The organism is Sphingobacterium sp. UBA1498 (genome assembly GCF_002325125.1).
Taxonomy (GTDB): Bacteria; Bacteroidota; Bacteroidia; order Sphingobacteriales; family Sphingobacteriaceae; genus Sphingobacterium.
This window is the reverse complement of sequence record NZ_DCRG01000001.1, coordinates 129952-149695: the sequence shown is the minus strand read 5'-3', so window position 1 is coordinate 149695 and position 19744 is coordinate 129952. Positions and strand designations below refer to the sequence as shown.

Sequence of the window (19744 nt, the reverse complement as noted above, 5' to 3'; positions counted from 1 at the left end):
TATATTGTTCAATCTCTTATACTAATTCAGGAACACATGCTTTCTCCGCTCTCAGAAAGTGGCTAATAGTTTCCGTTAGTTTTGTTGTTTCGATTAAAAAGCCGTCATGACCATAGGTTGATTCAATCTCTTCATAACGAGCATTGGGAATATGCTGTGCTATGAATTGTTGCTCTTGTGGAGGAAACAATAAATCTGTATTGACACTTAATACCAATGTTGGACAGCTAATGCTTGCTAATGCAGATTCAATAGACAATCTACCGCGCCCCAAATTGTGGCTATCCATTGCTTTAGTCAGGAAATAATAGCTGTAAGCATTGTAGCGGTTTACTAATTTTTCCCCCTGATAGTTTTGATAAGATGACGCTTTGTAGTCGCCTAGCTTATTATTATCATTTTCGCTCTGCGTATTACTATAGGTTGTATAATTACGGTACGACAGCAATGCCATTGAACGTGCCACCTTTAGTCCCTTAGCACCGCCATCAGGATGGTTGGCATAAAAGGTGCGGTCGGTTGTAATGGCAAGGCGTTGGCTCTCATTGAATGCAATACCCCATGGTGAATGAACAGCATTTGTGCCAACGACGATTAAATGATCGATTGCGATTGTGTTGGACGCCGCCCATTCCAATGCCTGCTGCCCCCCTAATGAGCCCCCGATCAGAACGTTAATACGCTTGATTTCCAGATGGTCAGTAAGAAATTGGTGTGCACAGGCCAAATCTTTTACCGTAAACTCCGGAAATGATAGATAATAGGGGTGCCCAGTGGATGGGTTAATAGACAATGGGTTGCTACTGCTATAGGCCGACCCAATGACGTTGGCGCAGATGATATAATAGTCGCTCGGGTCAAATAAGTCATCGGTTCCAAAAAGGCCCGGCCACCAATCCAAGACGTTCGCATTGGCCGTTAGGGCATGACATACCCAGATCACATTGCTGCGATCTGGATTAAGTTTGCCAAACGTCTCATAACTGATTTGTAAATCAGTAAGCTCTCGTCCATTTTCAAATACAAAAGGCTTCGGGTGCAGATAAATATGCTTACTCATTTTACATTTAAATTTTATAGCCGACTAAAGTCTAATTAGTTGATTTTATCAAAAGCTTGCTGTAAATCTGCTTTGATGTCATCAATATGTTCTATTCCCACTGACAGGCGCAATAGTCCTTTGAACACACCCGCATGCGCTTGATCTTCGTCACTCAATTGTTGGTGGGTCGTTGCGGCTGGATGAATAATCAGCGATTTAGTATCGCCTACATTAGCTAAATGACTGATTAATTCTAAACTGTCGATAAAGTCATTGGCTTTCTGTGCTGCATCGCCCTTTAGCTGGAAAGAAAGCACTGCGCCGTACCCATTTTTAAGATATTTTTGCGCATTAGCGAAACTTGGAGAGCTTTTTAATCCTGGATAATTTACCTTTTCTACCTGAGGGTGGGCCTCAAGCCATCTAGCGATTTCCAACGTGTTGTCGACATGCCGTTGTACACGTAAAGACAATGTTTCAAGGCCTTGTAACAACAAGAATGAATTGAAAGGAGAGAGTGCTGGTCCAAAATCTCTCAATCCCTCTACACGCGCGCGAATTGCAAATTGTATATTGCCAAATGGGCCATTTTCACCAAAAATATCTGAAAAGACCAATCCGTGATAGCCCTCAGATGGTTCAGAAAATTGTGGGTACTTCCCATTTCCCCAGTTATAGTTACCTCCATCAACGATGACGCCGCCAATGCTTGTTCCATGCCCACCAATCCATTTCGTTGCCGATTCAACGACCACATTTGCGCCATACTCTAAAGGTTTAAATAAATAACCCCCAGCTCCAAATGTGTTGTCAACAATTAATGGCAAATCGTATTTTTTGGCTACAGCGGCAATTTTTTCAAAATCAGGAATATTGAAGCTTGGGTTCCCTATTGTCTCGACATAGATTGCCTTAGTTTTATCGTCAATGAGCGCTTCTATTTTATCAGCTTCAGCATCGGTGGCAAAACGAGCTTCAATACCTAGCCGTTTAAATGCAACTTTGAATTGATTGAATGTACCTCCATATAAGTTGGACCCTGCAACGAAATTGTCACCGCTTTCAAGAATATTATTTAATGCAATAAACTGCGCTGCCTGACCAGATGCAACTGCGACTGCGGAAACACCACCTTCTAAAGCTGCAATCCGTTGTTCAAATACATCCGTAGTTGGATTCATGATCCGGGTATAAATGTTTCCAAACTGTTTTAATGCGAATAGATTGGCCCCATGTTCTGCATTTTCAAAGACAAAAGATGTTGTTTGATATATAGGAACTGCTCTGGATCCTGTGGTAGGATCAGCGACTTGGCCAGCATGAACCTGTAGTGTTTCGAATTTCAAATTTTTGTTAGAAGACATAATAGATCAGATTTTAAGGTTTCAAAAAAGAATTTGTAAAGGTAAAAGAGAAGCATACACACCTACTTGGAAGGTCTGTCAAATCGTTATCCAAGAAAAAGGAAATGATTTTTAACAAGCAGGGAAGTGTGTATGCATACGCATTCGCATCGATACTTTTTTACGATGTAGTACACTTTTGCTGTTCGCAAGGTTCAGTTGTATTGAACCTGAATTTTTAATGGATTTCAGTAATTTAATAAGCATTGTCTTATATCATTTATATGCTCCAAAACGATATTATTTTGGACAGGAATTGGCACCTTTTCAAGCAAATTGAAGGTTGCCAGTGGGTCATTGAGCCAGTCTCTCGCCACTTCTTTATAAATCAAGACCTACTGATTAAGGAAGGTGTTGATTAGAAATCTTCTTTCGAAGACGACACAAATATAAACTTCTTTTTTATTAAAGCAAAAGAAATACGTTTTTTTTACTTAAAAGAGCGTTACTTCGGGAGCTGTAATCGCATATTTGTTATTCAATATTGATACATAAATACATAGCTTGCCTTTATGGTTTTCTTAAGTTGATATTTTCTGCCAGCTGATCTAAGTCGGTTAAAAGGGGTTTTAAAGCATCAATTCTGCAGTGGATACCCTGTTGTATGTCGTGATTCGCTTTTCTACCTAACGATATGGAGAGACCAACCAAATGCGAATTGATGCGATAGGAGAGTGCTTGAAAATGATGGATATGGGACCAGTCTACCCACTTGTGTTCAGGTTCCTTCTTCATTTGATTGATCGCATCGGAAAAGAGAGCCATGGCAGTCTGTGCTTTTTTCCGAGCCAGTCGAATGTCGAACGAACTTTGCAGATCATCAGATAGGCGTTTGTTGATAATTTGAAAATAATGGTGGTTATATAATGCGACCTCTTTTGCCAAGTGGACCATGCTCGTGCTTTGGCGTACGGGTATCAAAAAATAGCCCGCTATTGCCAGCAGCGCACCAACTAAAGTAAAAATTATTCTACTGCCTAAAATGATATTAATATTTCCTTCAAATAAGTTTAATGCGATGACTATGCCTAGCGTAATAAAGATCACACTGACCATATAATTTGATCGGTTGAATAGGAAGAATCCAAATAATCCAATAGCGGCAATTTGAAGAAGAACGGGCAGAAAGTCAATGGAGACCAAACAGAGTATTCCGACGGCAATTCCCGAAAGTGTACCTAGTATGCGTTCTATATTGCGTGTTTTGGTCATTGAAAATGCAGGTCTCGCAACGATGGCAATAGTGAGTAAGATCCAATAAGTATATTTAAAATCCAAGAAAGAAATGCCGATCAATGCGCCTGTTCCGAAGAGAACGGCCATCCGGAGTGCAAAACGGAAAATTGGATTATGGAGATTGAGTCTGCTCTTGATATCACTTAAATTACGCAAAGGACGATTGATAAATTGCTGATACTCATTGGTGTCAATTTTGTTTTTGATTTCTTGATTTTGATAAAAAGCAACTTGAATCCGTTTGAGAACTTCAATAATAGCTTCAATATTACGGATGATGGAAGCGAGAATACCATCTGCTGGGGCAGTCTGTTGTTCTTGAATCTCCTTTAGATCCAACAACAGCGCATTGATTTTACTGTGGTTATCGTAGCGCTGCTCTGCATAGCGAAACCTTTTATTAGGCTGCGAAAAACTATCGATTTCCAAGGCCAGTAATGTTATGCTACGACGAATTATGGGAAGGCTACCGGTATCCAGCAAATTTTTTCGAATGGCATCATAGTCATGATCCAATGCAATAATTAATTCGTGTAAATCAATTAATCCATAGACCTGACTAAGCCAATAGTTGCTTTTGTGCCAGCGTTGGCTTATGATTTTTTCTTCCCTGAATAAGAGGGATCTGATTTGCTCCTGTTGTTCACTGATCTGACCATAAATTTTTCCGACGCGGCTGTAAGTCAAGTCCAGCGGAATATCCGGATCGTAAGATTCAGAACGTATCAATAGAAATTGAGATAAACCGCGAAACCCATTGGCCATGGCGTGTTTTAAAGAGCGATAGGGTTGTATGTAAGCCTGCAATAGACTAAAGAAATAATAGATGCTGGCGCCTGCAGTAATTTGTAAGCTCACTGAAAGCGGATGTTGAGGGGCCATGCCGATGACAAAGCTCATCAGAATCAATGTCATGTTCCCAATTGCGGCATAACGGGGGCCTAAAACCCCGTAAAAAGTGCAGATAAAGCCTGCGAAACTCAATAAAATAACCAGCGGCCAATGATAAGGAAAAAGAAAGGCTGTAAGAAGCGAAGCAATAAAGAAAGTGGGAATACAAACAAGAGCGGAAGAAAATTTATCTTTCCGATTACCTGGAGGATCGGTTAATGTAGTCAATAATGATCCCACCCCAATACCGATGGCTGCGTTTGCTGGTGCACCCAACAGATAGATCGCCAAACTCGGCAAAATGCTGATAGATACATTGCGCAAAGCATCGCCAGTATGTTCTCCCTGGATGAATCGGATAATATGGATATAAAAAAGGTAGAATCTTTTCTTTAATGATTCAATGCTCATCAATCAGTTTACTAATTTTCGCCGTAAAAATACAAATATTATGCTTAATATTTGTATTATACATTTTATTTGTTTTGAATTTTGTTTATTTTTTGAATTTTTATTTTGATTCGATGTGCTTTTCTTGCGCTGTGCTTCTTGGAGATTCAAGATTAGCTGGGATGATTTTCCCGGCTTTAGCATCGATCAGTGAAGGATATGGTTTACCGATGTTATTTGGCTGTCTACCGAGTGAATCGGACGATCTATCTATTTCTACTAGTCAATGTGTAATGAATATACGAGGTTTGTTGTCATTATTATGAAGTTGACTATCTAATCGATAGCCTAAAGAAACTACATTATGAAACCACAAAAAATTAAATTGCTCTTATTTTCACTTTTTTTAGTCCTGTTTTCTATTGCCGGACCCGTTTCAGCACAGTCTGACGGGGTAAGATTACATACAGTCGTTGTTGGACAAGACAACCAGCCTATTGTGGCTGCAAATATTTCACTATTTCGGAAGCCCAATGATATCTTATTAAAGGGAACTTTATCCAACGAAAATGGAGAAATTGTGTTGTCTGCGATCCCCGAGGGCAAGTATAGCCTACGTGTGTCCACGGTAGGGTATGCTGTTTATCATTCTGCTGAAATGGTCGTAATTACGGGAGATCTCAAGATGCTGGATACGATTCGTTTACAGGTGGAAAGTAAAGTGTTGAGTGAGGCGCAGGTGATCGGTAAGAAGCCATTGATTGAAAGTCATCTCGATAAAGTTGTACTCAATGTCGAAAACAGTATTTTGGCAACAGGGAATAACGCATTGGAGCTCCTGCAAAAGGTTCCAGGAGTAACTTTAGATAACAAAAAGATCAATCTGCGTGGAAAAAGTAATGTGATTATCATGATTGATGGTAAGCCTACTTATCTTTCTGCGGATGAAGTATCGCGATTATTGGAAAATACGGCTTCCAATGCAATAGCGTCGATCGAGGTACTCACCAATCCACCCGCAAAATACGATGCCGCAGGGAATGCAGGAATTATTAATATTAAGACAAAGAAGAATACGCAATTTGGAAGTAATGTTAGTTTAAACCTCAATTTAGGGCAAGGTAAATATACAAAGGCGGATGGTGGCTTTCTAATAAACCATCGTAACAATTGGGTGAACTTATTTTCTTCTTATAACTACGCAACTGCCTTAGGATTTAATGATTTAGATATCGATAGAGCTGTAGATACCAAAACCGGGACGACTTTTTTTAATTCGGATTCTTATTCGAAATTCCGTTATCGAGGCCACAATTTCAAATTTGCGGGAGATTTTAACCTAGGAAAAGAGGAGGTCATTGGATTTGTGGTTAACGGTAACGTAAGTAATGGCCATTCAACACGCGCGGGAAGTAATCTGATCGCCTCTCAAAAAGGTAAGCTTGATTCGATTGTATTAGGAAGCAATTTGTCAGATTTTAAATACCATTACTTCACTTATAATCTTAACTACAAAAAGACATTTGATACTTTAGGGACTGAATTGACCATTAATGGAGATTATTCATATTCGAAAAATAATGACAATAGCACCGTTGGAAACCGTTTTCTGGACGCAAATTGGGAGGAATTTAAATCACCGAATATTTTCCGCAATGATATGCTTTCTAAGACAAACATATTAGTTTTTAAAACCGATTTTGTGCATCCCTTTAATAAAACGACGAAACTTGAGGCGGGCTTAAAATATAGCCGTGTAAAAACAGATAATAATTTGTTGTACGAAGATCAGGATCAGCAAGGCGAGTTCGTGCAAAATAATGGTCAAAGTAATCAGTTTTTGTATAATGAAAATATAGCTGCAGCTTATTTCAGCCTAAATAAATCGTTCGGAAAATTTTCGGTACAAACTGGACTGCGTGTTGAAAATACGAGCTCCCTGGGAAACTCGGTGACGCTTGAGCAACAAACAGAACGTTCCTATACTGATTTTTTCCCGTCAATATTTGTACAGCAACAGATAAATGATGATCATAAGCTTGGTGCGAGTTATAGCAGACGTATTGACCGCCCTGATTATGGGGCATTGAATCCATTTGTGTATTATTTGGATCAATACACGTATCAGTATGGCAACCCTTATTTAAATCCACAATATACCAATTCGTATGAAGTAAATTATACCTTTAAAGAACGCTATTTATTGAGTTTGGGCTACAAAAGGACTAACGATGCCATCACTCAGGTCATAGAAAGCAATTCGGAGACCAAAGCTATTGCACAGACAGACCGAAACCTGGCTTATTTTGATTATTACAATATGAATGTCAATATACCCATTAAGCTTTTCAAATGGTGGAGTATTTCTAACAATTCCAGCGCTTTTTACAATAAGTTTAGTTTGGATGAACACTCCGGAGCGCAACGCCAATTGGAAAAGTTATCTTTCCAGGTAAGTTCCAATCATGATATTCGAATTGGGAAAACAACAAATCTGGAGCTGACAGCCAATTATTTTTCGCCAGCAGTTTATGGGGTATTTAGTTTTCAGTCTTACTATGGTATCGATCTAGGTGCTGGAAAAACATTTCTTGACAAAAAATTGAATGTGAAGTTGGCTGTAAATGATGTGTTGAATACAAGAGGTCAGCGCAGATTGTCGAGTTATCAGGAAAATGGATACTATCGTATACGAAATGGATATGATAGTCGGGTTATCCGATTGTCAGTCTCTTATCGTTTTGGTAATATGAATATTAAGTCAGTCAATAAGAAGGCTGGTAACAATGATGAAGATAATCGATTAAAAAAATAGGAGCTACTGTTGTAAGGGGAGATAAGGAGCAAGATATAGCGAACGTTTCCCTAAAACAAAAAGAGCCNNGGCTCTTTTTGTTTTAGGGAAGTTATCTTAGCTTAAAAATAAGATTTCTCTTAATTTCGGTAGAGGCCATTTTTTATCATCAACAATTTTCTCCAATTTGTTGACATGATAACGAATGACATCAAAGTAAGGTTTAACCAATTCATCATACGCGATTGATCTTTCACGAACGTCTTCGATTTGATTTGCTTTTTTACGTTCTTGGCGCATCGCTTCAGCTTGTTCCAAGATGGTATTAACATGTGATGATATACGTTCTACAAAATTCAATTGAGAACTGAACGACGCAGCAGCAAGACCAAGGTCTTTTAATCCTTTGACGTTTTCAATCAATTCATTTTGATAAATGAAACACGCAGGAGCGATTTGGTTGTTAACCATTTCTTCGATCACACGAGCTTCAATCTGTAATTTTTTGTAGAAGTTTTCCAGTAAAATCTCATGACGAGCTTCTGATTCACGTTTTGTGTAGATACCGAGCGACTCAAACAATGCCAAAGATTCCTCTTTAACATATACGTCAAGCGCTCTAGGTGTAGATTTGATGTTCGAAAGACCGCGAGCTTCGGCTTCTTTTTCCCAGTCCTCACTATATCCATTACCTTCAAAACGGATCGCTTTTGAATCTTTGATGTATTTGCGGACTACGTTTAAGATCGCGAGATCTTTTTTAGTGCCTTTTTTGATTTGTTTATCAACTTCTGTTTTGAACTCGATCAACTGTGCAGCAACGATTGCATTCAATACCGTCATTGGTAAAGCGGAGTTTGCCGAAGAACCGACCGCGCGAAATTCAAATTTGTTACCGGTGAAAGCAAATGGCGATGTACGATTACGGTCTGTATTGTCTAATTTTAATTCAGGAACTTTAGGAATTCCATGCCATAAATTCGCCTCTGCTTTCACTTTTTTAGCGACGCGGGCCGATTCAACTTCTTCAAGAAGTTCATCCAATTGAGAACCTAAGAAAATTGAAATAATTGCTGGAGGAGCTTCGTTTGCACCCAAACGGTGGTCGTTGCTTGCGCTCGCAATAGAAGCGCGCATTAAATCAGCATATTCATAAACGGCTTTGATGGTGTTGACAAAGAAAGTCAAAAACATCAAATTATTCTTTGGAGTTTTACCCGGAGACAATAAGTTTATACCTGTATTTGTGATGAGAGACCAGTTGTTGTGTTTACCCGATCCATTAACACCAGAGTATGGTTTTTCATGTAACAATACTTTAAAGTTATGTCGTAAAGCTACTTGCTCCATGAGGTTCATTAACAATTGGTTGTGGTCGATTGCCAAGTTGATCTCTTCATACATTGGCGCACACTCAAATTGCGACGGAGCAACCTCGTTGTGACGAGTTTTTAATGGAATACCTAATTTTAAAGCTTCATTTTCCAAATCCACCATGTAAGCCAATACGCGTTCTGGAATGGCACCGAAATAATGATCTTCCAATTGCTGCCCTTTAGCAGACATGTGTCCAAATAACGTACGGCCAGTTAATTGAAGGTCTGGACGAGCATTATATAAAGAAAGGTCGACCAAAAAATATTCTTGTTCAATACCTAAAGAGGCATTGACTTTGGTAACAGATTTATCAAAATATTGAGCGACATCAGTTGCTGCTTTATCAACGGCATTGATAGCTTTTAACAAAGGTGCTTTATAGTCTAATGATTCTCCTGTATAAGAAACAAAAACCGTAGGAATACAGAGTGTTTTACCAGCTCCTGTTTCATAGATGAAAGCTGGAGAAGATGGATCCCAAGCAGTATAACCTCTAGCTTCAAACGTGTTGCGGATACCACCATTCGGAAATGACGATGCATCTGGTTCTTGTTGAACTAATGCGTCAGCTGTAAATTTTTCAATTGCTTCACCGTTTTCATCAGGTTCAAAGAATGCATCGTGTTTTTCAGCAGTCGAACCAGTTAGGGGTTGAAACCAGTGTGTGTAATGTGAAACACCGTGATTAAGTGCCCAAGTTTTCATCGCTTGTGAGATATGCTCAGCTAAATCTCTTGAAATAATTTGGCCCTCCTCAATGGATGCAACTAACTCCTTATATGAATTTTTAGGAAGGTAGTCTTTCATTTTGTTTACGGAAAAAACATTCTTTCCGTAGATGTCAGTTGCTTTTTTAGTTTCAACTTTTTCAAATGAAGCGATTTGGCGTGAGCCAGCTGCTTCTACTGCTTTGAATCTTAGGTTCGACATTTGTATTTTGTAGTTAAATTACAGTTTTGTTGATTTTGTTTTTCAAAAATATCGTGTTTTTGTTAAAAATTGAAATTTTTTTGATGTTTTTTTTAAAAATAATTTGGGAAATAGAGTTTTTAGCTATTAAAAAAGGTGTGATTTTTAAAAATCACACCTTTTTATTGTTTTGTGCTAGAATTCAAGTCCCCAGTCTATTCCTTTTTCCGTGGCTGGAATCCCTTTCTTCATCCAATTGGGTGCAGGGGCTCCTTTTAGAAAATGGTCGAAGAACTGCTGCTCTCGAATTTGTATATCTTTTCTGTTTTGTGGCAGCATCAGATTGTGCTCGTCACCATTGTAATTCAACATCCATACAGGTTTTTTCAATCGGCGCAATGCGGTAAACATTTCAATCCCTTGATACCATGGCACAGCACCATCATTGTCATTTGCCATGATAACAACGGGAGTATTTACTTGATCTAAATGGAATAATGGTGAATTTTCAATATAGAGTTCTGGTGCTTCCCATAGCGTTTTACCGATACGACTTTGTGTATGTTCGTATTGAAATTGACGTGACATGCCGCTTTGCCAGCGTATTCCGCCATAGGCCGAGGTCATATTGACGACAGGAGCCCCAGTCCAGGCTGCCGCATACATATTCGTCCGTGTAATCAGATGTGCCACTTGATAGCCGCCCCAGCTTTGTCCTTGGATTCCCATTTTCGTACTATCGACCCAGCTGTTTTGAGCCAGGTATTTCATGCCCGAATTAATGTATTCTTCCGCCGATTTGCCAGGGTGCCCGGCTTTGTAACTGATGTTTGGTGCGAAGACCAAATATTCGTTACTAACGAAATAAGGGATGTTTAAACGCGAAGGGGTAGGTGCAGGAGCCTGATAGGTGTATAGACCATTGGAGAGCTTTTCGTAAAAATAAGCGATGATCGGATATTTTTTTGCCGGATCAAAATTTTCCGGTTTATACAGAATACCTTCCGCTTGATTGCCTTCAGGCGTGGTCCAGTGAACCAATTCTGCTGTACCCCAATTATAATTAGCCTGTTGCTGGTTTATATTGGATAACTGTAATTCATCGTTGAATTTTGCGGTATTTGTATAGAGGTTGGGAGACATTATATAATCCTCCTTACTGTAAAGGATGGTTTTTTGATCTGCGGAGGCACTAATGTTCTTGAAAGATTTAGGCGCAATCAGGAGGCTTTTTGGGTCATTGCGTTGTCCTTTGAACTGGTAAAAACCCGATTCTTTAGTCTTGTTGTTGAAGGATGTCAGATAGCCGCCCTTTTTATAGTCAAGTGTTGTGGCTTGGTTGCGGTCTTCTTCTCGTCTAAAAGGCAAGTAACGGAATGTTGTCTGTGACGCCGCACCATAACCATTGGTTAAAATAGATTTACTTGAGCCGTCTAAGTTAAAATACCAGATGTCATATCTTGAATTGACGTATATCCCCTTATAGTCTGGCGTCCAGGCAGCCATACCATAGCCCTGTGGAGTGGTAGGCATATCATTTTCTTCATCGGAGAACGATGCGGGTATGCCGTCATTCAGCACGATCTTTTTCTTTGAACTGATGTGGTAGGAGTTCCAAGTCCGCTTGTCCTGATCAAAAAACACAATATATTTTGCATCGGGACTTAAAATCGCATTTCCTGAAAAGTTTGAAAGAATTAATTCTTTATTCCCTGTTTTCGTCGAGACCAGGTAAATGTCATCCCGTGTACTACCTTCCCATTGGCTTTCAATTCGTTTGCCGAAATCAGTTCGCGCCAAGATATATTCCCCGTTTGCATCTGGGGTAAGTGAAGTTGAATTAAACGTATTGTCTGTCAGCGGAATAATCGTGCGATTATATTTGGGGTAAGTGACCGCCAAGAAGTTTCTTGCGAGTTCTTTCTTCAGATTTACCAGCTGCATAGGTTGTAAGTAGTCGTCTTGCCAATGCCAAACATCCACTTTTGCATGCTCGAAATCCACTAGGGTGGTATCTTTGACACGAGGTATTGGTGCTATTCCAAAAAACAACTTCTCTCCATTTTTACTAAAACGGATTTCACCATCTCCGCTAACGGCCCAGTTTTTAGGTATGCCGTTGCTGGTTTGTGTTGCAAGATATTGGGCTGTATCTATCGCATTTGTATAATAATATAGCTTATAATTTTTTAGTAATGCTTTTTCATTTGAGAGGTCCCCTAAGTAAGCGAGCTGATCGCCTGCATCATCAAACTTGAAATTTTTGTAATTGCCTTTTCCATTTGATATCTTTTTGAGCTTTTTGGTTGCTAATTCGTAAAGGTATACACCAGACTCTTTTGATAAGCTGTCTTTTGTATCTGTTTTTTTGGAGAAAACGATTTTCGACCCTGTTTTGTTCCATTCATACTGATCTACAGCCGAAAATTGGACGGAATCTCCAGTATTTAAATCGTATAAAGCAAGAGTTGCAATCGTCTTTTTCTTTTTATCACTGTTCTTATTTTTTGAACCAGCATTTGGTGCGGCTTGCTCACTTACTTCTTTATCAAAAAGGAAAGAAACGAAATTATTGTTCTGCTCGGAAATTTTATAGGACTTTACCTGCGGAAATTTAACGAGGGCAAAGGTTGTTAAATTGTAAATGCCGAGTGAGTCTTTGGGAAGATCTTCAGCTTTTTTCTTTTTGATCTTAGCCTCCCGGGTGGCTGCAAACGGGGCTTTGATCAAGCTTACTAAATTATTTTCATTATCCGTTAACTTCGCATTATAGCCTCTAGGAATTTGAGCGATTTCTTTGCTATCTTTTGTTTTTAAAAAAAGTTGACCGTCTCCTTCTTGGGGGATGACTTGAAATAGGATAAATTTACCTGATTTACTGATGTATGGCGAGGAGATATTTTGCCAACCATCATATACTGTATGATCCAACGGTTTCTTTTGAGCATGGGCAGCAAACGCTGCTAGAAAACAAAATGGAATACAGATATTTTTCTTATTCATATTTTAATACTTTTTGTCGCAATTTATCTATAAAAAATAAAAAACCGTTGATTTTTTGGTATATTCATTGTTACGTAAACATAAAAAACTGGTTATGAAATCTTCATCCTCTATTATTGCTTCAGTTATCTTGGGGCTTGTAATCGTAGTCACTGCCTGGATCGTGGGAGCCGCATACCGATATAAGTTCAAATCCATGCAGACGATCACCGTAAATGGGAATGCCAAAAAGGATTTTGAGTCCGATTTGGTCAAATGGAGCGCTACTTTCAGCAGAAAAAACTTCGAGTTGAGTGCAGCCTCTGCTCAATTGGCAACAGATCGTGATTTGGTTCGGGAATTTTTAGTTCAACAAGGGGTGAAAGCCGGCGAGATCCGTTTTGAAGCTGTCAACATTGCGAAGGACTTTGAATACCATACCGATGGGAAGGGCAATGGTTACAATACTTTTTCTGGATATACTTTGTCTCAGACGGTGAGTGTGGAATCGAAAGATTTGAACAAGGTGGATAATGCCTCAAGAGAGATATCCACGTTAATTTCCAAAGGAATTGAGCTCAGTTCAAGTACCCCTAATTATTATTATTCTAAGCTGGAAGATCTGAAATTGGAACTTATTTCGCAAGCCTCAAAAAATGCACATCAGCGTGCCAATAATATTGCAACCGAGTCGAATGCCGAATTGGGCAACCTTGTAAAGGCCGATCTTGGAATTTTTCAGATAACTGGTCAAAATGATAACGAAGAATATTCCTCTGGGGGGGTGTTTAATACAACCTCACGGAAAAAAACGGCGAATATTACCGTCAGAGCAAGTTATCTGAGTAACTGATAGAAAATTATTTGGCTGAATTTCAGCTTTATATTCATTTATACGGTAAATTTATTCAAAAAGTTTTCTCTTTTTCACGAAAAAACCTACTTTTGCATCATCCCAAACGGATATGCCCGGATGGCGGAATTGGTAGACGCGCTGGTCTCAAACACCAGTGGGAAACCGTGCCGGTTCGACTCCGGCTCCGGGTACGCAGAGCCTCTTTACTTTAGTAAAGAGGCTTTTTTGTTTTATGGGATTTTTTCAATGAATCATCACATCCGATGATCACGCCGAGATGATCCTTTTTTGTTACATAAGCGAAGTTCCCTGCCTTTTTTTCTCTTAATTTTTTAGCTACACCTGATGGCGATCAAATAGCAACCAATTTAACCGTTACGTCACTACTTGTTCAGTGTTTGTTCAGTGCTCGTTCAGTGATGACTCAGTGAGAATTGAATAAGCAGTGACTAATTACTGTCCATATATAAAGTAAATATTGTTTTTTGGTACAAGTTGGTATTAGGATATCCTAGTTTTATTAGTTATCTTAGTTAATTGCAACTATGCCAATTCTAGCATGGTCAATAACGGTTTGGTTTTACTTTTTTCAGACTCGGTTTGTCTCCGTTTCCAGCATTTATATTAACATAGGTATACGATAGGATCCGGTCCGGAAGGATTTAAAGGCAGATGCAATACGGTACAACAACATGTCGTTTTCTCGGGTAAAAAACTGGCGATAAAAGATTGAAAATTGCTCAGGCAGTTTTCGCCTTTTAAAAACCTTTTTTTATATGAATTTTGTTGTTTAAATTGGAAATACCAAATGTAAACTTGAATGAAGGTATTTTTTCTATCGCTGGGATTGTTCTGCTTTCTCCTCACTCAGGGGCAAGTAGGCTTTGTATTGAATGGAAAAAAGCAGGCTAAATTTTCTTTCCTCTTTGTACATAACTTGGTCATCATTCCAGTTTTGGTGAATGGTTATACGATGAACTTCCTCTTGGATACAGGCGTAAAGGAAACTATGATATTTGGCGAGACATTAAAATCAATCGATACCGCCGTTTTTGTCAACAAATTTCAGGGTTTAGGTCGTGAAGAGGGACTGGATGGTTATTTGTCGATTAATAACCATATAAATATAGCTGGTGTATATGAAGATTTGGACCAGCCAATATACATTCTACAAAATGCTCATATTGATATCTCTACTCGCATAGGAGTAGAGGTAAATGGCATTATGGGAAGTCGTTTTTTTGAAAACCACATGATAGAAATTGATTTCCAAAAACATCGCATCACGTTATTTCCTAAGACAAATCGGCCCAAGGGGCTGGAGAAAATGCAATGTTTACCGTTGGATATTGTAAATAGCCGCCCCTATATTGCAGTTGCTTTCAGACAGGATGATGCCGTGATCGATGGCCGAGTATTGATTGATATGGGAAATAGCGATGCTTTGATGCTTATACCTTCGAAGTTAAATAATTTCGATATTAAACCTCCTTTTATCGATGACTATATTGGGCAAGGCTTTAATGGCGAGATTTACGGGAAAAGAAATCGAATACGGTCGCTCGAGCTCGGTCCGTTCACAATGAATTATCCGCTTGTCGCCTATCCTGAGTTGAGCTCGTTACAACATGCGACATTTGTAAGTGAAAGGATAGGCTCTCTTGGCAACGAATTGTTGCGTCGATTTAAAGTCATCTTAGACTATCCAAATAAAGTAATCTATCTCCGTAAGAATAAGGATTTTGATCGTTTTTATTATTTGAATATGAGTGGTCTAGAAATTATACATGATGGTATTCAATACGAAAGAGAAGAAATACCAGTGGTCCTTCAAAAAGATGGTGGTACAGAGGTGAGAATGGGAAATAGTGTGCAATATCGCTTTGTGCTCCGAAATATGTATAAGATTGCAACGGTGCGTGAGGGGTCACCTGCGGCAATCGCAGGACTACTGCCTGATGATAAAGTCATAAGGATCAATGGTCGGTCCGCATCTTCATTTTCTTTGGAGTCGATTCATAATCTTTTTAAATCGGAAGAGGGTAAGGAGATGCGTTTTCGTGTGATGAGGGGCGGGAATACAGTGGATTTTAAATTTGTATTAAAAGATCCTCTTCCATTCAACGTAGATTAAAATAGCTTCTGGTTTTTTATTATCTAAATATACTTATATTTGCGCTCAATATTATTATAATTTTAACACTTTAAATACGAAGAGATATGTTGGTCGCTAGAAAGATAACACAGCAAGCTTTTAAGGCAAATGGATTTGCCGAAAGCATTCTTCGTGCTTTTTGTAAGATGTAAGATATTGTTCGAAATATAAGCGTATCCTGATAGATTCAATCCGCTAGGATGAATTGTCAAGTAGCTTAATTCTTTTGGAAAACCAATTTATACAAATCAAGAAGCCGAAGTTCATTCGGGCTTTTTTTATTTTCCGGATTTGATGTTCAATTAAACGAGCTAACCGCAATAGGCGATGATCGCTTTGTGTCTTTGTGCGTACACATCACAGGGATAGAAGCGATGTTGCGCGCGCCGCTGGAGGATGATTCGCAGAATTAAACGTTTTATATCCAAAATATGTTCCCGAATTTTTTCAACATGCTGTCAATTTGATTCGCAAGAACAGATTGACCGTTAACTGTTTATTTTTTTAATAAAAATGGGAAGTAAATTATCAGGGAAAGATCTAGTTAAAATAGGATTTCCTAAAAATAATGTAATTAATACAGCTTTAGGGCTGATCACAAGGTATCGTAAGAAAGAAGAAAAAACAACGATTCTTCTTGAACTTACGGAGCTGTTAGAAGCTCCAGAGCGGTTTATGGGGCATAAAATATGGGGCAAAGTATCTGAAGGGTTGGTTAAGCCCGTTGAGCTGCGCATGCAGGAACTGCATTCACATCCTGCTCCATTTAGCATATTTGGAGAGAATGAAATTGATCAGCAGGCCAAAAGGCAATTGTATGATGCTTTGAGATTACCAATTTCAAGACAAGGTGCATTGCTACCGGATGCACATACGGGTTACGGGCTTCCTATTGGAGGTGTGCTGGCTGTAGAAAATGCGTAATACCATATGGCGTAGGTGTCGATATCGGTTGTCGGATGAGTCTGTCGCTATTCGATTTGCCGGGTAGTTATTTCAAAGGGAGAGAATTTCAACTTAGAAATATATTGAAGGAAAATACCAAATTTGGTTTAAATGAAACACATCGTGATAAACATGATCACGCTATTTTCAGCAGAGCTGAATTTCAGGACATTCCGATGCTCAAAGAGCTGTTAGGTAAAGCGTACAGACAGTTTGGGACTTCCGGCAGCGGTAATCATTTTGTCGAATTCGGTGTAGTTGAACTTCATACCGTGAGGGATGAATGGGGAATAAGTCCAGGGCAATATCTGGGAATCTTATCCCATAGTGGCTCTCGGGGACTGGGCGCGCATATCGCTAAACATTATACAGCTCTTGCGGCACAGCAATGTCCCTTACCGCGCCACGTGCAGCATTTGGCCTGGCTGGATTTAGCAAGCCAAGAGGGACAGGAATATTGGATGGCAATGAATTTGGCGGGAGAATATGCACAGGCCTGTCATGCAGATATTCATCGACGTCTGGCGAAAGCACTTGGGAGTAATCCCATCGTAACGATCGAAAACCATCACAATTTCGCCTGGAAGGAACTTGTGAATGGTGAAGAATGTATCGTTCACCGGAAGGGCGCAACGCCTGCTGGTGATCGTGTGCTGGGGATAATCCCTGGTTCTATGACAGCGCCAGGATTTATTGTGGAGGGGAAGGGAAACCCACTAAGTTTACAGTCTGCTTCACATGGAGCTGGGCGTGTTATGTCGAGGTCAGCCTGTAAAAACAGTCTGACAAAAAGCGCCATGATGAAAGATCTGGAAACCCATGGGGTGCATTTAATTGGTGGGGCATTGGATGAATCACCGCGAGCTTACAAAGATATTGATCGGGTCATGAACTTACAGCAAGAACTGGTTAGTGTTCTCGGTACATTCAGTCCGAAGATCGTTCGTATGGATAAATAATATGATGGAGGAAAAGTACTTGCAAGTTACCTCAGGACGAAGTCCTAAGGAATGTAATTTGGCGGTTAGGCTAGTCGCTAGCCGCATCACTCTTGAAGCGAGCAAAGTTGGGGCAATAGCCGAAGAATTAGAAACAGAAGAAATTGATGGACTTCCCTGTTCTTCGACCTTCCGGCTGAGGGGAAATGATCTGGATCAATTGTTGGATAAATGGATTGGTACAGTCTGTTGGGTCTGTAAAAGTCCCTTTCGTCCTTTGCATAAACGCAAAAATTGGTTTGTGGAAGTAAAACCCTATTCTCCGGTAGCAAAGGAAGATGTACTGCATTTGAAAGATGTCTATTTTCAGGCAATGCGTAGCAGCGGAGCAGGAGGCCAACATGTTAATAAGTTCAGTTCAGCAGTCAGAGCAACGCATGTTCCTAGCGGTATCAGTGTACAGGTGATGGATACGAGGTCGCAGTTGCAGAATAAAGAGATTGCACTGCTGCGATTAGCGGAGCGTTTGAGGGAATTGGGCCGTGAGGAGTTAAATGTGGCCAATGAGCAAAAATGGAAAAATCAAATCGAAGTGAAGAGGGGGCAGGCAAAGCGGGTTTTTCATGGTCCTAATTTTATCGAAAAATAGTTTTTTTTGTGCATTTATAAACAAAGCAATGATCCATGTGTTCATTCGGATTTAAATAGAAGCCTTGAACCTGATGTTCAGGGCTTCTTGAATTAGGTGAAGTGTTTTTTGTTTATAGCCGTATTTTCTTCTGTAAATAACCTTGCGTTTAGAAATTAATTTGTTTTATTGGTGTGTTAATTGGTATCTTTAGGAAGAACGCTTTAAAGAAGAGTGTTTAGACTACGCAAACTAAATTAGTCGCTGTTGCCTGTATCTAAAGGTAATTGCAGGGCTTGGAATTTCAAATTCTATATTATGATAAAATCCCCAGGTTTCCTCTTTAGGGAAGCGATTAAGAACGAAAAACCATTGCAAATTGTTGGAGCCATTAATGCTAATCATGCTCTTTTGGCTGATCAGGCCGGTTTTAAGGCAATTTATCTTTCTGGCGGTGGTGTTGCTGCCGGTTCATTAGGAGTTCCAGACCTTGGCATTACCACACTTCACGATGTTTTGATTGATGTAGATCGCATTACAAATGTATGTCATCTCCCTTTGATGGTGGATATTGATACCGGCTTTGGTCCGTCGGCCTTTAATGTTGCCCGAACGATAAAGTCGTTAATTAAGGTGGGTGCAGCAGCAATACATATGGAGGATCAGGTGGGTGCTAAACGTTGTGGACACCGGCCGGGTAAAGAACTGGTCTCTTCCTCTGAAATGGTCGACCGCCTAAAAGCGGCAGTGGACGCGCGAACGGATGAACATTTTGTCATTGGTGCACGTACAGATGCACTCGCTTCGGAAGGTATTGAATTGGCTCTGGAACGAGCTGTCGCATATAAAGAGGCTGGAGCAGACTTTATCTTTGCTGAAGCAGTACACCATTTGGACCAATACGTCCAATTTAGTGCCGCGACTGGCCTCCCTATTTTGGCGAATATCACCGAATTTGGACAGACACCGTTGTTTAATCTGGATGAACTGCGTCAGGCGGACGTTTCTATTGTTCTTTATCCACTTTCTGCTTTCCGTGCGGCTAACAAAGCGGCTACGGAGGTTTATCGCCACATTCGGCGAGATGGCGGACAGGCTAATATGATCGAGCACATGCAGACGAGAGAAGAGTTATACAAAAGTATCGATTATTATGCCTATGAAAATCGATTGGATCAATTGTTTAATAAATAATTTT

12 protein-coding genes, 1 tRNA gene and 1 riboswitch are annotated in these 19744 nt (G+C 39.7%); of the genes, 8 read left to right on the top strand and 5 right to left on the bottom strand.

Annotated elements, in window-relative coordinates:
- Nucleotides 1–16 precede the first annotated feature (16 nt).
- From B3139_RS00600 to B3139_RS00590, 3 genes are all read right to left on the bottom strand, one after another.
- The gene (locus tag B3139_RS00600; protein ID WP_293879216.1) at nt 17–1060 is read right to left on the bottom strand and encodes a homoserine O-acetyltransferase family protein; all 1044 of its coding nucleotides are present in this window, start codon (nt 1058–1060) and stop codon (nt 17–19) included.
- Nucleotides 1061–1095: 35 nt separating this feature from the next.
- Nucleotides 1096–2406, bottom strand: a complete 1311-nt coding sequence (locus tag B3139_RS00595; RefSeq protein ID WP_293879214.1) for an O-acetylhomoserine aminocarboxypropyltransferase/cysteine synthase family protein — start codon at nt 2404–2406, stop codon at nt 1096–1098.
- Between the two features lie 256 nt (nt 2407–2662).
- A riboswitch (SAM riboswitch) is annotated at nt 2663–2775 on the bottom strand.
- Nucleotides 2776–2955: 180 nt separating this feature from the next.
- On the bottom strand, nt 2956–4983 hold the full coding sequence (locus tag B3139_RS00590) for an FUSC family protein (protein ID WP_293879212.1): 2028 nt from the start codon (nt 4981–4983) through the stop codon (nt 2956–2958).
- A gap of 343 nt (nt 4984–5326) precedes the next feature.
- Between B3139_RS00590 and B3139_RS00585 the strand changes: the two genes are divergently transcribed.
- Nucleotides 5327–7777, top strand: coding sequence for a TonB-dependent receptor (locus B3139_RS00585; RefSeq protein ID WP_293879210.1), 2451 nt, complete (start codon nt 5327–5329; stop codon nt 7775–7777).
- A 96-nt stretch (nt 7778–7873) separates the two neighbouring features.
- On the opposite strand, the gene B3139_RS00580 is transcribed toward B3139_RS00585, so the two are convergent.
- Both B3139_RS00580 and B3139_RS00575 read right to left on the bottom strand, forming a co-directional pair.
- Nucleotides 7874–10063: a glutamine synthetase III gene (locus tag B3139_RS00580; RefSeq protein WP_293879208.1), complete on the bottom strand. Its 2190-nt coding sequence runs from the start codon at nt 10061–10063 to the stop codon at nt 7874–7876.
- Nucleotides 10064–10237: 174 nt separating this feature from the next.
- On the bottom strand, nt 10238–13045 hold the full coding sequence (locus B3139_RS00575) for a S9 family peptidase (RefSeq protein ID WP_293879207.1): 2808 nt from the start codon (nt 13043–13045) through the stop codon (nt 10238–10240).
- A gap of 94 nt (nt 13046–13139) precedes the next feature.
- Between B3139_RS00575 and B3139_RS00570 the strand changes: the two genes are divergently transcribed.
- The 7 genes from B3139_RS00570 (at nt 13140) to prpB (ending at nt 19740) form a co-directional block, all read left to right on the top strand.
- Entirely contained in the window at nt 13140–13877 is a 738-nt protein-coding gene (locus tag B3139_RS00570; protein WP_209574356.1) for an SIMPL domain-containing protein, read from the top strand.
- Between the two features lie 114 nt (nt 13878–13991).
- Nucleotides 13992–14071: transfer RNA gene (locus B3139_RS00565), tRNA-Leu, on the top strand.
- 629 nt (nt 14072–14700) lie between these two features.
- The gene (locus B3139_RS00560; protein ID WP_293879204.1) at nt 14701–16014 is read left to right on the top strand and encodes a PDZ domain-containing protein; all 1314 of its coding nucleotides are present in this window, start codon (nt 14701–14703) and stop codon (nt 16012–16014) included.
- Between the two features lie 534 nt (nt 16015–16548).
- Nucleotides 16549–16959, top strand: coding sequence for an RtcB family protein (locus B3139_RS00555; RefSeq protein WP_293879202.1), 411 nt, complete (start codon nt 16549–16551; stop codon nt 16957–16959).
- Nucleotides 16960–16994: 35 nt separating this feature from the next.
- Nucleotides 16995–17939, top strand: coding sequence for an RtcB family protein (locus B3139_RS00550; protein ID WP_293879200.1), 945 nt, complete (start codon nt 16995–16997; stop codon nt 17937–17939).
- A 1-nt stretch (nt 17940) separates the two neighbouring features.
- Entirely contained in the window at nt 17941–18567 is a 627-nt protein-coding gene (gene prfH, locus B3139_RS00545; RefSeq protein ID WP_293879198.1) for a peptide chain release factor H, read from the top strand.
- A 297-nt stretch (nt 18568–18864) separates the two neighbouring features.
- A complete protein-coding gene (prpB, locus tag B3139_RS00540; RefSeq protein ID WP_209574349.1) occupies nt 18865–19740 on the top strand; it encodes a methylisocitrate lyase in 876 nt (291 codons plus the stop codon).
- The last annotated feature ends 4 nt before the right edge of the window (nt 19741–19744 follow it).

Excerpts from the sequence above, each read along its gene's own strand:
- B3139_RS00600 (WP_293879216.1), bottom strand. The coding sequence starts at position 1,060 with ATGAGTAAGCATATTTATCTGCACCCGAAGCCTTTTGTATTTGAAAAT.
- B3139_RS00595 (WP_293879214.1), bottom strand. The coding sequence starts at position 2,406 with ATGTCTTCTAACAAAAATTTGAAATTCGAAACACTACAGGTTCATGCT.
- B3139_RS00590 (WP_293879212.1), bottom strand. The coding sequence starts at position 4,983 with ATGAGCATTGAATCATTAAAGAAAAGATTCTACCTTTTTTATATCCAT.
- B3139_RS00585 (WP_293879210.1), top strand. The coding sequence starts at position 5,327 with ATGAAACCACAAAAAATTAAATTGCTCTTATTTTCACTTTTTTTAGTC.
- B3139_RS00580 (WP_293879208.1), bottom strand. The coding sequence starts at position 10,063 with ATGTCGAACCTAAGATTCAAAGCAGTAGAAGCAGCTGGCTCACGCCAA.
- B3139_RS00575 (WP_293879207.1), bottom strand. The coding sequence starts at position 13,045 with ATGAATAAGAAAAATATCTGTATTCCATTTTGTTTTCTAGCAGCGTTT.
- B3139_RS00570 (WP_209574356.1), top strand. The coding sequence starts at position 13,140 with ATGAAATCTTCATCCTCTATTATTGCTTCAGTTATCTTGGGGCTTGTA.
- B3139_RS00560 (WP_293879204.1), top strand. The coding sequence starts at position 14,701 with ATGAAGGTATTTTTTCTATCGCTGGGATTGTTCTGCTTTCTCCTCACT.
- B3139_RS00555 (WP_293879202.1), top strand. The coding sequence starts at position 16,549 with ATGGGAAGTAAATTATCAGGGAAAGATCTAGTTAAAATAGGATTTCCT.
- B3139_RS00550 (WP_293879200.1), top strand. The coding sequence starts at position 16,995 with ATGAGTCTGTCGCTATTCGATTTGCCGGGTAGTTATTTCAAAGGGAGA.
- prfH (WP_293879198.1), top strand. The coding sequence starts at position 17,941 with ATGATGGAGGAAAAGTACTTGCAAGTTACCTCAGGACGAAGTCCTAAG.
- prpB (WP_209574349.1), top strand. The coding sequence starts at position 18,865 with ATGATAAAATCCCCAGGTTTCCTCTTTAGGGAAGCGATTAAGAACGAA.